This is a genomic window from Pseudoalteromonas sp. OOF1S-7 (genome assembly GCF_022347765.1).
Classification (GTDB): Bacteria; Pseudomonadota; Gammaproteobacteria; order Enterobacterales; family Alteromonadaceae; genus Pseudoalteromonas.
This window is the reverse complement of record NZ_JAKRFZ010000005.1, coordinates 191,063-206,200: the sequence shown is the minus strand read 5'-3', so window position 1 is coordinate 206,200 and position 15,138 is coordinate 191,063. Positions and strand designations below refer to the sequence as shown.

The window sequence follows — 15,138 nt, the reverse complement described above, 5'->3', positions numbered from 1 at the left end:
ATGCGTTTAGCATTTACTGCAACCCTATTTGGTGCAGCAATCACTCTACTGGCTGGATGTAGCAGTGCCCCCAAATCTGTGATCCTCAACCCTAGTTATCAGGGTGGCAATATAAGTCAGCTATCGAACACTATGGCGATTAAAGTTGTCGACAACCGCACCACTAAGTTTACTGTAAAAGTACTCGAACAAGAGCCTGCGGTTTATCTGCCCAATGCCGACTTGCCTGTGACTCTGACCCGGTTACTTGCTCAGGCGCTTGAAGCCAATGGTGCAACCCTGGCACAACACAGTGACACCCAACTGACACTGCGCATTCGCACCTTTATTGCTAAAGTGGATGAATCTTTAAGTCGCCATGAGAGCACCGCACGTGCTGAGTTCATTGTGGAGGTTACGAAAGGACAACGCACCTTTACAAAACCGTTCAATGGTGAAGCGCAATTCAGTAAACCACTGAAACATGATCAGTCTCAGGTTGAGGGACAGCTAAACCGGCTCGCAGAGCAGGTGATCACTCGCATGCTGTCAGACAAAGAATTAATCAACTTTTTGCAACAATAAAAAGGCTAAGCTATGCTTCGTACCCTTATTATGTTCACGCTGATCCTGATCAGCAGTTTCTCTTTTGCGAACAATAAAGAAGGACGCTTTGTCCAAAAAGATAACCTTTTCCCTAAAGTTCAAATCAACACTTCTATGGGCAAAGTCATCGTCGAGCTGGACCGTTCTCGTGCCCCCATCACGGTCAATAACTTTCTCACCTATGTGATCAATGGCGACTACAAAGGCTCGGTGTTTCATCGGGTTGAACGAGATGAAGCCAACGAGCGTGACTTTGTGATCCAGGGCGGTGGCTACGACAAAGACTATGATGGCATGTTTGAGCGCCCGGCTATTTTTAATGAAAGTGGTAATGGCCTGAAAAACAATATGTACACCATCGCCATGGCTTATCAGGACAATAAGCCGCATTCAGGTACTCGTCAGTTCTTCTTTAATATGGATGACAATGATCATCTCAACCCGGGACGGGGATGGGGCTTTGCGGTATTTGGTAGTGTCGCGGATGGCTTCGATACACTCGACAAAATCATGCAAGTCGAGACAGACTACAACAAAAAGCTGGGCTACACCTTTATCCCTAAGACACCTGTGATCATCCACAGCATTGAGATGCTGCCGGAAGAGACCTTCGAATAACTGTTACCAGTAAGACCCCGCGGTTTAGCGGGGTCTTACTGTGTTGGAAAACACTATGGTCATTTCATCCAGCCTGCGCGACTACGTTAGATATTATCGGGATAAACGCCTGCTCACGGTCTTTGCTTTTGGAGTGAGCCAGGGCTTTCCCTGGGTTTTAATTGGTTCAGTGATGTCTGCCTGGCTCAAAGATGAAGGTTTGAGCCGCAGTATGATTGGCCTGTTTGGTATTGTGTTTAGTGCCTACACCATTAACTTTTTATGGTCTCCACTACTGGATCGGGTTCGCTTACCATTACTCACTCAGTGGCTGGGCCAACGACGTAGCTGGATTGCTGCAGGACAACTGATTGTTGCCTTGTCTGCACTAGCCTTAAGTCAGGTCGATCTTAAGACGGACCTTTATCAGGCTGCATTATTGTGCTTCATTATTGCTCTGAGTGCGGCGACCCATGATATTGCAATAGATGCCTATCGGATCGATATTCTGCCACCTGAGGAAAGTGAAAAATCCACCGCCGCCGCCGCGATGGCCACCTCCGGTTGGTGGAGTGGCTATGCCCTGCTGGGTGCCATTCCGTTTTTTGCCGCCGATTTACCCGGCATCAACTGGCCCGAAATCTACGCCCTGCTGGCACTGATCATGCTGATGCTGTTAGGTGTCACTCTGGCTGCCCGTGAACCCGTATCGCATCGTGAGCACACGCAACAACAGCTACAAGCCCAATACCAGTTCAGACTGGGCACGCTGGAGCACAGCAGGCTGCAACGTATGCTGGCCTGGCTTGCCGTGACACTGGTCGAACCGTTTCGCAGTTTCTTCAAACGCAATGGGGTAAAGGCCGCCCTGGCGCTACTGGCCTTTATTTTTTTGTTCAAAATCGGCGAAGCCTTTCTGGCCCGTATGTCCATCGTGTTTTATAAAGAAATCGGCTTTAGCAATAGTCAGATTGCCCAGTATTCTAAACTCGGGACCGGCCTTATCACGATTATTTTCGCATTTTTGGGCAGTATCTTTAATCACAAATATGGCATTGTAAAAGGCTTATTTATCAGTGGGGTAGCCATGGCAGCCTCCAATCTGATGTTTTCCTGGATAGCGATCGCTGGTCCCAAAGAGCATTTGTATGCCCTTGCGATTGTGATTGACGGGTTTACTCAGGCCTGGTCCCTGGTGGCTATGGTGGCATTCATTTCTATGTTGTGTGATCGCGCCTTCAGCGCCACCCATTACGCTTTGCTGGCATCATTAGGCAGTCTGGGCAGAACCGTTTTATCAAGCTACAGCGGTGTGGTGATTGATGACTGGCTAGGCGGCAACTGGGCGGTCTTTTTCGCACTGACAGCACTGATGGTCTTGCCGTCATTGATATTCTTATATGCGATCCGTCATAAGCTCTATGAGATAGAACAGAATTATCACAATCAGGGGGAGTAACAGCAAGAAAAATGATCCGTGTGTGAGGTCCATGCTAGAGGGATAGAGGTGCTGCTCCTTGCACCTACACACATACTGGCGATGCCAGTCGTTTACATCTGCTCTTCTTTGATCAGAGCCAGACCTTCATATGGGTCAACTTCCAACGCTTCACAGTAACGCAGAAATTCAATCACGTCTAAACGACGCTCCTGATTCTCAATTTTGCCAATGAAAGAATGCGGTGTACCTAACACCTGGGCCAGACTGCGCATTGTATGACCTTTCTCGTGACGCTTTGATTTTAGCCACTTAGTCAACTTACTGTTTTCTTCAGAAGAAACCGTTTTCCCCATCATAATAAAACATCTCCTACTCGATGATTAATTAATGCTGCCAAACGAAATTTGCCCGTCTCGAGTGGCGGCGAGTGTTATGACAAGTCAAGCAAACTGAGTAAGGAACACCCGGTTTGCCTGTCCTGTTCCTATGTACCAAATTAGGTATAGACGATCTTTTCTCTAACACCTAATTAAATTTTCAACTTTCTTACCTAAAATAGAGAGGTAAGATTACTGTGACACTTTAACAAAAATTTTATATCTTGTACCAGTATACGAAATAATTTATTTTTTCTTTTAAAAATAGTGGTTTAGCGCTAATCTGTCATAAAGTAACAAATTTTGGGAGAATTTTTGATGATCCGGCTCATATTTTTGCTGCCCATTTTGCTCTGTCTGGGTTGGTATTACTTTTTACGCGTAAATGGCGTACCACTCAAACAAGGCAAACGCGGATTCATCTACATTCTCGCATTTTCCACGCTGGTATTAGGGTTTTTTGTGTTGATGATCCATCTAACCAATCCCGGCTGACAAAACAGCGGCGATATTTTAGCAAAACGACGTTACCAGGGCGGTTGCTGTTTATCTTATTCATATACAGATGCAACAAAGCCATGCGGCTGCATGGCTCTCATATCTAAGAACAAAAATTTAGGGCAGGTTTATACGCTGAAGCTCGCGCCACAACCACAGGTAGTTGTCGCGTTGGGGTTACTGACAAAAAAGCGCGCACCTTCCAGGCCTTCGGTATAATCAACTTCACCGTCAACCAAATATTGGATGCTCATCGGGTCAACCACCATAGACACTCCGTTTTTCTCAATTTCCAGGTCACCCGGATTGGTTTTTTCATCAAAGGTAAACCCGTATTGAAACCCTGAGCATCCGCCGCCGGTCACATACACTCGCAGCTTAAGGTTCGGGTTTTCTTCCTCTGAGATAAGTTCTTTCACGCGATTTGCCGCCGCATCGGAAAATTTAATCGGTATCTGATCAGACATGTGTATTCGACCCCTGTACATTTAGTAGCGGAATTATCTAATACCTGACTATTTTAATCAAGTATAGACTGGTACACATGGAGAGCAGCGCCTGCCTTTCACCCATTTCGTTGCTCAGTCGATTGATTTACTTAATTACAAGGACTTAGATTATTTGATACACTTATCAACCAAGTATACTATGCTACAACTGTTGATATCACGGACACCACGCACCACTAGATACCTTGAGCAACCGAGCAATGCGCTTCGCGTTCGTCGCGGTGGATAAGCGTCACAACGCTGCCTTGACGTCTTTGTGGTCCTAGAATAATCAGGTTAGGGCTAAATTCAGTATATGCAGCAATAAAGTGGGCTAATGCTCGCACCAATTCAGATTCTCAACAGGTCAAGATTGTATGTCGCTCGATAATTTACGCCGTCGCTTAGCGAAACCAAAAACGTCCATTCAGCTGTGTTTGCTGGGCATTGGCGCGGGCTTGATTGCTGCAATATTGATCATTTTATTTCGTCTGACCATCATGCTGGTACAGGGGATGTTTTTGGACAGTCCGGATGACTTTACCACCCTGCCCGAGCACCAGCGTGTCCTGTTACCTGTGGGTGCCGCATTGCTCATCGCCCTGTTTGCCAGCCTGACAGGCTTTAAGCACTACCGCCTCGGCATTCCTTTTGTTATCTATCGTATTAAACAACATTACGGGCAAATGCCAATCTGGAACTCAGTTAACCAGTTCTTTGGCGGCGCCGTTGCCCTTATCAGCGGTTTTTCCGTTGGCCGGGAAGGTCCATCTGTACACATGGGCGCCACCGGTGCCAGCATCTTAGCCGAGCGCCTGCATCTACCTATGAACGCCGCACGGACTCTGGCAGGTTGTGGCGTCGCAGCCGGGATAGCCGCGTCGTTCAATACGCCTCTGGCGGCGGTGATCTTCGTGATGGAGGTAGTGCTACGGGAATACAAAATTCATATCTTCGTGCCAATCATGCTCGCAGCCGTGACCGGTGCACTCGCTACCCAATATGTGTTTGGCCATGATCTGGAGTTATCGCTGATCAGCGTATCTGCCTTATCCTTCTGGCACTATCCGTTTTTGATTTTATGTGGCTTTGTACTTGGCGCCATTGCCTTTGCGTTTAATCAGAATCTGATGATGATCATCAAAACCTTTAAGCCCATCAGTATGTTTCCCCGCCTGATGCTCGCCGGGTTATTGGCCGGCCTGATCGGGTATCTGGTGCCGGAAGCCATGGGCTCAGGCATGAGCGCCATTAAAATCGCCGTTGAGACGCCCGGTGAATTACAATTGCTGACAACCATTCTAATAGCTAAGTTACTGGCCACCATCTTTGCTATCGGACTGGGGATCCCTGGTGGGATCATCGGCCCGGTTATCGGACTGGGCGTATTGATTGGCACACTGATGGCCTATTTTGCTCAGTTTATTTCTCCCGAAATCAGTGTTGCAGGCACCTATGGTGTACTGGGCATGGCAGGCCTGCTGGCAGCCACTTTGCATGCGCCTTTGGCGGCGCTGACCGCGGTGATGGAGCTGACTTCCAGTCCACAGATTGTGGTGCCTGCCATGATAGTGATCTCCTGCGCCTATGTCACCGCACTGCAGGTATTTGGCAACCGCTCGATTTTCTTACAACAGTTGGACTTTCAAGGGCTGCCCTACCAGGTTTCTCCCGCCAAAGAGGCCTTACAAAAAGTGGGGATCATGGAGGAAATGGACGAAGGTTTTAAGCTTCTTTATTCCGATGACAAGGAGCAGATCCGAGCAACTCTGTCGGCCATTGACAGCCAGACTCCGCTGATCGTATACGACGAAGAACATGGTTACCGACTGGCCGAGTATGACCTCAGTTTAATCTCGGAACAAAGCATGACCATTACCTATATCGAATTACAGGGACTGAGTACACAGGCAACACTGGCAGACGCATTTGATATCCTCAAGGACAAGCGCTCCGGTGCCGTCTATGTGTATAATCAAAAGAATAATGAACAAATAATGGGTCTGCTGCGGTGGGATCAGATCCGCCATATTCTCACCATGAGAAACAGTTTGTTGTAATTGCACTAAACGATAACCAAGAGGTTCTATGACGACGATACTTGTGTATAAAGCGCTACACATCTTTTTTATGGTTGCCTGGTTTGCCGGTATTTTCTATCTGCCAAGGCTGTTTGTTTACCATGCCATGACGGACGAGAAGCCCTGCTCAGCCATGCTAAAAATCATGGAGCGACGCCTGCTTTACTTTGTTACCCCCTTTGCTGTACTCACGGCCGTTTTCGGGGTGTTGTTGATCACCAGTTATGGCCGTGAATGGTTCCGTGCTAATCTGTGGCTGCACTACAAGTTGGTGCCGGTCATTATGCTGTATGTGTATCATGCTTACTGTTTTAAACTACTGGCGGACTTTAAGCACGACCGTAACGAGCGTAGTGATCGCTTCTATCGCATCTTCAACGAATTCCCGGTTATACTGCTGCTGATCATCGTTATGCTCGCCATCGTGAAACCAGTTTTCTGATCTCACACTATGGCGGCTATCCGGCCGTCATTTTCCACGCCTAAGCAACAGAATTGTGCTATTATGTCGCTCCAGTTACACAACACAGTGTGCGTCTGATACGCCCTGTTTTGCGAGCTCGGTTAGGAGTGCTCCCCGCCTCCTGTTGTCAATCTGTGATTAGGAATCGCCGCATGTTAAGTTTCCAAGGTGAAAACATCCTCTCCGTCAACGAACTCGACAGAGAAGCCATTGAGCTGATTTTCAATGTTGCAAAGAAAATGGAACCCTACGCTAAAAAGTACAAGCGCACCAACGTATTAGAAGGTGCCGTATTAGCCAACCTGTTTTTTGAGCCCAGTACCCGAACGCGTGTCAGTTTCGGAACCGCTTTTAACCTGCTAGGTGGCACGGTCAGAGAGACCACAGGTATGCAAAGCTCTGCCTTAGCAAAAGGTGAATCCCTGTATGATACGGCCCGGGTGATCTCAGCCTATGCCGATGCCGTCGCTATGCGCCACCCGGATGCCGGATCCGTGGCAGAATTTGCAACGGGATCAGACGTGCCAGTGATCAACGGCGGTGACGGCCCGAATGAACACCCGACCCAGGCGCTGCTGGATCTGCTCACGATAGAGCGTGAGCTGGGCCGTTTTGAGCGCGGCATTGACGGTATGCACATCGCCCTGGTGGGCGATCTCAAGTATGGCCGGACGGTCCACTCTCTGTCTAAGCTGCTCTGTCACTATAAAAACGTACGCTTTTCTATGGTCGCTCCGGACGGTTTGCAGATGCCTGATTATATTCTGGACGCAGTCAGTAACGCCGGCCACCAGATTGAACTGGTGTCAAAGATGGAAGGTAATCTGGCGGCCGATATCGTTTATCAGACCCGCATTCAGGAAGAGCGCTTTCCATCTCAGGAAGAAGCCAATAAGTACCGCGGTGGTTTTCGCATTAGCCAGGCCATTTACGAAGCCCACTGTAAGCCGCAATCAGTATTAATGCACCCACTGCCGCGCGACAGCCGTGGCGATGCCAACGAGCTAGATAACGACCTGAATAATAATGACAACCTGGCCATCTTCCGTCAGGTTCAAAATGGCGTGTTGATCCGCATGGCGTTGTTTGCACTGACACTGGGGGTTGCCGACAAGGTTGAGCAATACGAAGTGGACGTGCCCTGGTTCAGCCGCAAGCGCGACACCTAATCCACTTATTTCGTTTCATGGCCGGGGGTAGCTGAATGACGTTTGAGATACCCCCGGCACAAAACAAAAGGACACATTATGACAATCAGTCAAGATCTCTTCTCTCGTGCCCAGGAGTCTATCCCGGGTGGTGTTAACTCACCCGTTCGTGCATTTAACGGCGTAGGTGGCACGCCACTGTTTATCAATAAGGCAGAAGGCCCGCATACTTATGATGCAGATGGGAAGCGCTATATCGATTATGTGGGTTCATGGGGACCGATGATCCTGGGCCATAACCATCCCCAGATCAAACAAGCCGTACTGGATGCGGTAGAAAATGGCCTGAGCTATGGCGCACCGACTAAAAGCGAAATCCTGATGGCAGAAAAAGTCAAAGCGCTGGTGCCCTCAATCGACAAAGTGCGCATGGTAAGCTCAGGTACTGAAGCAACCATGAGCGCTATTCGTCTGGCACGCGGTTACACTGGCAGAGATAAGATCCTGAAGTTTGAAGGCTGCTACCACGGCCATGCCGACTCTTTGCTGGTAAAAGCAGGTTCTGGAGCACTGACCATGGGCGTGCCTAACTCTCCGGGTATCCCGGCAGACTTTGCAAAACACACCTTAACCGTGTCGTTCAATAACCTGGATGAAGTAAAGGCCATCTTTGCACAATATCCGGACCAAATCGCCTGTATTATCGTTGAGCCGGTGGCGGGCAACATGAACTGTATTCCACCCGTTGAAGGCTTTCTGGAAGGTCTGCGCGACGTGTGTGACACTCACAAATCGGTCCTGATCTTCGATGAGGTCATGACCGGCTTTCGGGTTGCATTGGGCGGTGCCCAGGCCTATTACAATATCGAACCAGACCTGACTTGTCTGGGTAAAGTGATTGGTGGCGGTATGCCAGTAGGAGCTTTCGGTGGTAAGCGCGAAATCATGGACTACATTGCCCCAGTGGGCCCGGTTTATCAGGCAGGTACTTTATCTGGTAACCCAATCGCCATGGCGGCCGGCCTGAAAGCTCTGGAACTGCTCTCAGAGCCGGGCCTGCACGACGATCTTGAAGCCAAGAGCAAACAGCTGTGCGACGGATTTCAGCAAGCCGCAGATGCCGCTGGCATTGCCCTGACCACCAACTATGCCGGTGGCATGTTTGGCTTCTTCTTTACCGAAGCACAACGCGTTGATACTTATCAGCAGGCAACTAAGTGCGACCTGGCACGCTTCAAACGCTTTTTCCACCTGATGCTGGAAGAAGGCGTGTATCTGGCCCCCTCGGCATTCGAAGCCGGGTTTGTCAGCACTATGCACAGTGATGATGACATTGCACAGACAATCAAAGCCGCAGAGCGTGCATTCGCCAAGCTGGCAGCCTGAACACTGACCTTCAGTTAATGCATTCTAAAAAGCCCCACGGGGCTTTTTTTAGTTCTGTCAGTAAAAACTTTCACCGCTTTGAACTATTCTTTGCTTATACCCGGTCTCTTACCAATGACTTATAAACAAAGATAAAATTATGACAGGACTCAGATCAGCTGCCAGCCCCGCCATTGCTTTTATGGCACAGTTAAAATACAAAACCAAAATCAGCCTGGTATTTGGTATTCTTCTGCTACCACTCAGTCTGAGTTTATTTTTTCTCAACTCAACCCTGACCCAGTCCATTCAGATCAGTCAGCAACAGCGCGCCGGCCTGCAATTTTACCCGCCCATTTTAGAAAACCTGCTGAACCAGCAGGCAAAGCGCAACGCCCAGGTACTGGCGCGCAGCCCGTTTGCCAAAGGCCTTAAGCCTGGAGACGAGCTGGAGCATTTATCCATTACCTCCAAACTGGCGATAGACAATGATCTGAGTCGCTCTTACCTGAACCGCTCGCTGGTTGAATCACTGCCCAATGTGATCAGCCAGGTAAATGGCATCGCCGGGCAGGCGAGTGAAATCATCAACAGTGGCCGTTTTACCCCCGACTCTTTCATTGCGCTGTCGAATCTGAATAAAGTACTTCCTCTGGTTAAAACCCAGCTCAATAACAAACTGGCAGTTGCAACGGCGAATAATAAATATGTCAATAAACGCCTTCAGGACAAGATAACCGCATTAAACCGCGCGCTCGATAACTATCATCGCGCCATTAAAGATAAGCTCCTTGAACCGGATGACATCGAACTGACCAGCGGTGCTTTTAACACCTTACATCGTGATGTGCTGACTCAACTCACCGGCCTTATCAACACTGCGACCCCCACTTTGCAAACCCTGCTTGATGACAAACTGACACGGGAGCGTTGGATCCGTAACCTGGTAGCGCTGGCCTCAGTACTCAGCCTGCTGCTGGCTTTATATTTAATGCTGGGCTTTTACTTTGCTGTCGTAGATACCATCGCCGAGTTTTCGACCTCCGCTCAGCGTGCTTCATCGGGCGACCTGAGCACACGGGCACAGCCTCGCGGTAAAGATGAGCTCAGCGAGATCCTCCGTCAATATAATGCAGTGCTGGATGCCTTTGTGCATTTGCTGGGTAATGTCAGGACCACCTCGACCGACTTGTATGGTGCCACTGATAAACTACGCCAGATAAGTCAGGACACCCGTGAAGACGTGGCACAGCAGCAGGCGAAGATCCAGACGGTGCATCAGGCACTCAGTGAAATGGCCAATGCCGCGGATGCTGTTGAGACCTCAGCCCATCATGCTACCGAGCTGGCTGCAACGGCGGCGCAACAAGTTAAGCAAGGCAGTGAGAATACCACCCGGCTGGCAGAGCACATGACCGTGTTGCAACGTGAGTTTGAAGAAAGCCGCATTGCGCTGGACAAGCTGGCACAAGACAGCCAGAACATCAGTAAAGTGAGCCTGGGGATCAGCGAAATCGCCGAACAAACCAACTTACTGGCACTTAATGCAGCCATTGAGGCAGCGCGCGCAGGTGAACAAGGTCGCGGTTTTGCCGTGGTGGCCGATGAAGTACGCACCCTGGCACAAAGAACCCAGCAACAGACCGAAGAGATCCATTCGATTATTCACTCTCTGCAGCAGGCATCAAACGATACCCAAAAGAAAATGCTCAGCAGTGTGGAAAAAATGGAGCAAGGTGTTAGTGCGGCGAATGAGACCAATCAGGTACTCAGTGCAGCAGAGCAGAGCATGGCCGACATCGATCAGCAAGGTCATGTGATCAGCGATCAGGTAAAACGCCAGGCAGTTGCTACCCAGCAAGCGCTGGCGGAATCCAGTGAAATCAGCCATCTGGCTGATCACACTTTGAGCTCTGCAGAAGCCACCCGGGGCGATGCACAAAAGCTCAGCGACATGGCGGCGACGTTAAAGCAACTGATCGCCAAATTCAAAACCTAAGCGGCTCGGCTTGCAGACTAACCACAGCCAGGCCGGGGGTTAAATTCCTCAACCCGAATAGGCAACTGGATGGTCGGCCCGCAATGGGGGGCGGCCTGCTCGCCCGTTTGTTCATTCACAAATGCCCAGCGCACACCAGCTGGCCGCTGGTCGGCAATGGCCTGCGGGTTGAGCGGTTTTAAGTAGCGAATATACAATTCCAGTGCCCCTCGCCCGCCCGTCAACTTGGCTGGCTTGTTATCGTCGCGACCAACCCAGGTGACCGTCACGGTATTGTGATCAAATCCGGCAAACCAGCTGTCTCTTAGCTCGTTACTGGTGCCCGTTTTACCTGCCAGCTGAATGGAAGGGAAATGGCGATTCAGGCGTTTTGCCGTGCCGCTCTTGGTCACGCGTTTGAGTCCGTAACGCGTCATATACATGGCTTCCTGAGAGAATCTGGACTGTTTGGCAACGCGATGCTGATACAAACGCTTACCTGTGGTGTTGGTGATTGCCGAGATACTCGTCAACGGTGCATAGTGGCCATTGGCCGCCAGTGTGGTATACATCTGGGCCACGTCAAAGCTCGATAATTCAATCGCCCCCAGTAACATGGAAGGATACAAAGGAATATCACCGTCGATCCCCAGCTGCGCCATGGTACGGGCAACCGTATCTACGCCAACATCCAGTCCCAGGTTGACAGCCGGAATATTGATACTCTCACTAAACGCCCGATACACAGGCACCGAGCCCCGAAAGGTATGATCAAAGTTTTCCGGCTGCCAGGTTTTACCTGCGGCATTGGTTACCTGTAAGGGCGCGTCTTCCAATAAAGTGCCCAGGTTGTAGCCTGGCTGTTCCAGCGCTGACAGGTAAATTGCGGGTTTAACCAGAGAACCGACATTGCGGCGTGTATCCAGCACCCGATTAAACCCGGAATAGCGCAACTGACGCCCGGCGACCAAGGCAGACACACCACTTTTTTCGGTGTTCACAGAAATCATACCCACTTCGAGCTGGGCGGTTGAGAAACGTCGCTCCAGATAAGGTAAGCCCTCACTGACGGCATCTTCCATAGCGGATTGTTTCTGTAAATCAAAATAGGTGAAAACCCGGATCCCGGCATTGACCACATTTTCATCGGGTAGCAGGCGCTGCAACTCACGATTGACCAGCTCCAGATACCCAGGATAGGTCTGCATCAGGCTTTCTTTTAACGGTTGGATATCGATTGGCCGCTCCAGTGCCTGCCGATATTCATTCGTGGTGATCAGCGCATTTTCGGCCATCAGACGCAGCACCAGATCGCGTCGCTCCATGGTCCGCTCCGGATAGCGTCGCGGGTTGTAGTAAGACGGACCTTTCACCATGGCCACTAACATGGCTATCTGATCAAATTCCAGCTCATCAACCGGTTTTGCAAAGTAGAATTCGGCGGCCAGCCCCATGCCATGGACACCCTGATTATAGGCCTGACCCAGATAGACTTCATTGAGGTAGGCTTCGAGGATCTCGTCTTTACTGTAACGAAAATCCAGGATCAGAGCGATAAAGGCTTCGTTGATTTTACGCAGTAACGAACGTTCCCGGGTCAGGTAAAAGTTTTTTGCCAGCTGTTGGGTCAATGTGCTGCCGCCCTGTACCGTGCGCCCCGCACGAATATTGTGGTACAAGGCGCGCATGATAGACCAGACCGATACCCCGTGATGTTCATAAAAAGCCCGGTCTTCAACCACCAGCAAAGTGTCTTTGAGAATATCCGGTATTTTATCCAGCGGTACAAACTCCCGGTCCTGACGGCTCTCATTGCCTATTCGGGCTATTTGTACCGGCTCAAGCCGGGCAGCCTCGATGCGCCGCCCCTGCTCATTGACGATGCTGGCGAGCTTTTTGCCGGCAAAGTTCAGGGTAAAAATACGCGCCTGTTCAACTCCGTCATAGAATTCAAAAGTACGCCGGTAAACGGTGATAGTACGGCCCTGAACCACGAACTGGCCAGTGTGTTTGATGCGGTTAACCCGGGAGTAGTTGAGTCGTTCCAGCTCCCAGATCACTTCCTGTTCAGCCAGGTATTGATCCGGATAAAATGACATGGCCCGGGCATACACCTGCACAGGTAACTGCCATTTGTTGCCTTCAAACTGACGGCTGATTTTGGCATCGAGATAAACCACGTAGCCGCCAACCGCAAACACCATGGCCAGACCCAACTTCCAGCACAATGACCACAAGGTGCTCAATACCCGGCTGCGAACAGCCCGTATGCGCTGCCGAAACCCAGTGGCTGAAGGGGTAGTGCGTTTTTTGCCTGATTTGGCTGGAGTTTTACGAGTGGACTTGCGAGGTTTACCTGCTGCTTTTTTATTGTCTGCCATCGACCATGAAATGCTTGCTGAGAGTGAATAGATGCTAGATTATCTCAGATTAACGGTCGCTTAAACCAAAAAGCGCGATGAGCCGCGCTTTTTGGTTATTTCTTCCTTACTTATTGCGAATAGACACAAATTCGGGATAGGCATCGATACCACAGTCATGTTGATCCATGCCACTGAGTTCTTCTTCTTCACCGACCCGGATCCCCATCAGCGTTTTAATGATCCCCCAGACGATGTAAGACGCAATAAATACAAAACCCAGTATGGTCACCAGACCAATGGCCTGCGTCATAAAGCTGGCATCGTTATTGGAAAAAGGCACCATCATAATCCCCAGTGCACCACACACCCCATGTACTGAAATGGCACCTACAGGATCATCAATGCGCAGCTTATCAAGCGCGACTATGCTGAATACCACCAAAGAGCCACCCAGCATGCCCAAAATACAGGCCAGTAAAGGCGTGGGTGATGCCGGCTCGGCCGTAATGGTGACCAGACCTGCTAATGCACCATTGAGGATCATGGTCAAGTCGGCTTTTTTCCACATCAGCTTGCATACCACCAGCGCGGCAATGGCACCGGCAGCTGCCGCAGCATTAGTGTTTACCATGATCTGGCTGACGGCGATGGCGTTGCTTTTATCTGCCAGAAATAACTGAGAGCCACCGTTAAAGCCAAACCAGCCCATCCATAAAATAAAGGTGCCCAGTGTGGCAAGGGGTAAATTTGAACCCGGGATTGGGTAGATTTCGCCGTTTCTGCCATATTTTCCTTTCCGCGCACCCAGCAGCAGCACGCCTGCCAATGCCGCTGCTGCGCCAGCCCCATGCACAATTGCGGAACCCGCGAAATCGACAAAACCCAGCTCAGATAAGAACCCGGCCCCCCAGGTCCAGTACCCTTCTATTGGATAAATTAACCCGGTCAGCACGACTGTAAACAGCAAAAAGGCCCACAGCTTCATACGTTCAGCCACTGCCCCGGAGACAATCGACATCGCGGTTGCCACGAACACGACCTGGAAGAAGAAATCAGACTCCAGTGCATGGTCGGCGTCTGCGGCAGCACTGCCAATCAACGCCCCAAAGTTAGGGACCACTCCGCCTTCAATATTATCCACATACATGATGTTATAACCAACCAGCAAAAACATGGTGCAGGCAATGGCATACAGTGCGATGTTTTTGGTCAGAATCTCCGTGGTGTTTTTGGAGCGAACCAGCCCGGCTTCAAGCATGGCGAATCCCGCGGCCATCCACATCACCAGAATGCCGGAGACCAGAAAGTAAAATGTGTTCAGAGAGAATTGTAATTCGATTACCGTGTTTTCCATCGTCTTGCCCCTTAAATCGCTTCTTCGTCTAGTTCACCGGTGCGGATCCGGACTATCTGTTCAAGGTCATAGACAAAGATTTTGCCGTCACCAATTTTGCCAGTGCTGGCAATAGCCGTAATGGCCTCGACAACACGCTGGGTATTTTCACTGCGTGTCGCAATTTCGAGCTTAATTTTTGGAATAAAGTCGACCTGATATTCAGCTCCCCGATATAACTCAGTGTGGCCACGCTGGCGACCAAAGCCTTTGACATCCACCACGGTCATACCTTCAATGCCCAGCTCGGCCAGGGCTTCGCGGACTTCATCCAGCTTAAATGGTTTAATTATTGCGCTTATCATTTTCATTATTCGCCCCCCCAGGGCAGATGATCCTGTCGGGGAAGGTAATCCAACCT

14 protein-coding genes are annotated in these 15,138 nt (G+C 50.1%); 9 read left to right on the top strand and 5 right to left on the bottom strand.

Annotated elements, in window-relative coordinates; translation table 11 throughout:
• From MHN33_RS09985 to MHN33_RS09975, 3 genes are read left to right on the top strand one after another with little or no spacing between them, the layout of a single operon-like run.
• Nucleotides 1–564, top strand: coding sequence for a YajG family lipoprotein (locus tag MHN33_RS09985; protein ID WP_239397822.1), 564 nt, complete (start codon nt 1–3; stop codon nt 562–564).
• 30 nt (nt 565–594) lie between these two features.
• Complete coding sequence (locus tag MHN33_RS09980; protein ID WP_239397906.1) at nt 595–1,203, top strand: peptidylprolyl isomerase; 609 nt, start codon at nt 595–597, stop codon at nt 1,201–1,203.
• A gap of 55 nt (nt 1,204–1,258) precedes the next feature.
• The gene (locus MHN33_RS09975; RefSeq protein WP_239397821.1) at nt 1,259–2,641 is read left to right on the top strand and encodes an MFS transporter; all 1,383 of its coding nucleotides are present in this window, start codon (nt 1,259–1,261) and stop codon (nt 2,639–2,641) included.
• 92 nt (nt 2,642–2,733) lie between these two features.
• Here MHN33_RS09975 and MHN33_RS09970 read toward each other — a convergent pair whose 3' ends face one another.
• Nucleotides 2,734–2,979, bottom strand: a complete 246-nt coding sequence (locus tag MHN33_RS09970) for a helix-turn-helix transcriptional regulator (RefSeq protein ID WP_010382949.1) — start codon at nt 2,977–2,979, stop codon at nt 2,734–2,736.
• 339 nt (nt 2,980–3,318) lie between these two features.
• Between MHN33_RS09970 and MHN33_RS09965 the strand changes: the two genes are divergently transcribed.
• A complete protein-coding gene (locus MHN33_RS09965) occupies nt 3,319–3,495 on the top strand; it encodes a hypothetical protein (protein WP_010382951.1) in 177 nt (58 codons plus the stop codon).
• Between the two features lie 131 nt (nt 3,496–3,626).
• Here the strand turns inward: MHN33_RS09965 and erpA are convergent, their stop codons facing one another.
• Nucleotides 3,627–3,965: an iron-sulfur cluster insertion protein ErpA gene (erpA, locus tag MHN33_RS09960; protein WP_054014597.1), complete on the bottom strand. Its 339-nt coding sequence runs from the start codon at nt 3,963–3,965 to the stop codon at nt 3,627–3,629.
• 398 nt (nt 3,966–4,363) lie between these two features.
• Between erpA and MHN33_RS09955 the strand changes: the two genes are divergently transcribed.
• From MHN33_RS09955 to MHN33_RS09935, 5 genes are all read left to right on the top strand, one after another.
• Entirely contained in the window at nt 4,364–6,046 is a 1,683-nt protein-coding gene (locus MHN33_RS09955; protein WP_239397820.1) for a chloride channel protein, read from the top strand.
• A gap of 28 nt (nt 6,047–6,074) precedes the next feature.
• A complete protein-coding gene (locus MHN33_RS09950) occupies nt 6,075–6,509 on the top strand; it encodes a CopD family protein (RefSeq protein ID WP_239397819.1) in 435 nt (144 codons plus the stop codon).
• A gap of 173 nt (nt 6,510–6,682) precedes the next feature.
• A complete protein-coding gene (locus tag MHN33_RS09945; RefSeq protein ID WP_046002980.1) occupies nt 6,683–7,699 on the top strand; it encodes an aspartate carbamoyltransferase in 1,017 nt (338 codons plus the stop codon).
• Between the two features lie 78 nt (nt 7,700–7,777).
• Nucleotides 7,778–9,064 carry a glutamate-1-semialdehyde 2,1-aminomutase gene (gene hemL, locus MHN33_RS09940; protein ID WP_239397818.1) on the top strand — a complete coding sequence of 429 codons (1,287 nt, stop codon included), beginning with the start codon at nt 7,778–7,780 and terminating at the stop codon, nt 9,062–9,064.
• A 139-nt stretch (nt 9,065–9,203) separates the two neighbouring features.
• Entirely contained in the window at nt 9,204–11,042 is a 1,839-nt protein-coding gene (locus MHN33_RS09935; protein ID WP_239397817.1) for a methyl-accepting chemotaxis protein, read from the top strand.
• Nucleotides 11,043–11,059: 17 nt separating this feature from the next.
• Here MHN33_RS09935 and mrcB read toward each other — a convergent pair whose 3' ends face one another.
• From mrcB to MHN33_RS09920, 3 genes are all read right to left on the bottom strand, one after another.
• Nucleotides 11,060–13,402, bottom strand: a complete 2,343-nt coding sequence (mrcB, locus tag MHN33_RS09930) for a penicillin-binding protein 1B (RefSeq protein ID WP_239397816.1) — start codon at nt 13,400–13,402, stop codon at nt 11,060–11,062.
• A 106-nt stretch (nt 13,403–13,508) separates the two neighbouring features.
• Nucleotides 13,509–14,738: an ammonium transporter gene (locus MHN33_RS09925; RefSeq protein ID WP_239397815.1), complete on the bottom strand. Its 1,230-nt coding sequence runs from the start codon at nt 14,736–14,738 to the stop codon at nt 13,509–13,511.
• 11 nt (nt 14,739–14,749) lie between these two features.
• Nucleotides 14,750–15,088 carry a P-II family nitrogen regulator gene (locus MHN33_RS09920; protein ID WP_046002985.1) on the bottom strand — a complete coding sequence of 113 codons (339 nt, stop codon included), beginning with the start codon at nt 15,086–15,088 and terminating at the stop codon, nt 14,750–14,752.
• Between the last annotated feature and the right edge of the window lie 50 nt (nt 15,089–15,138).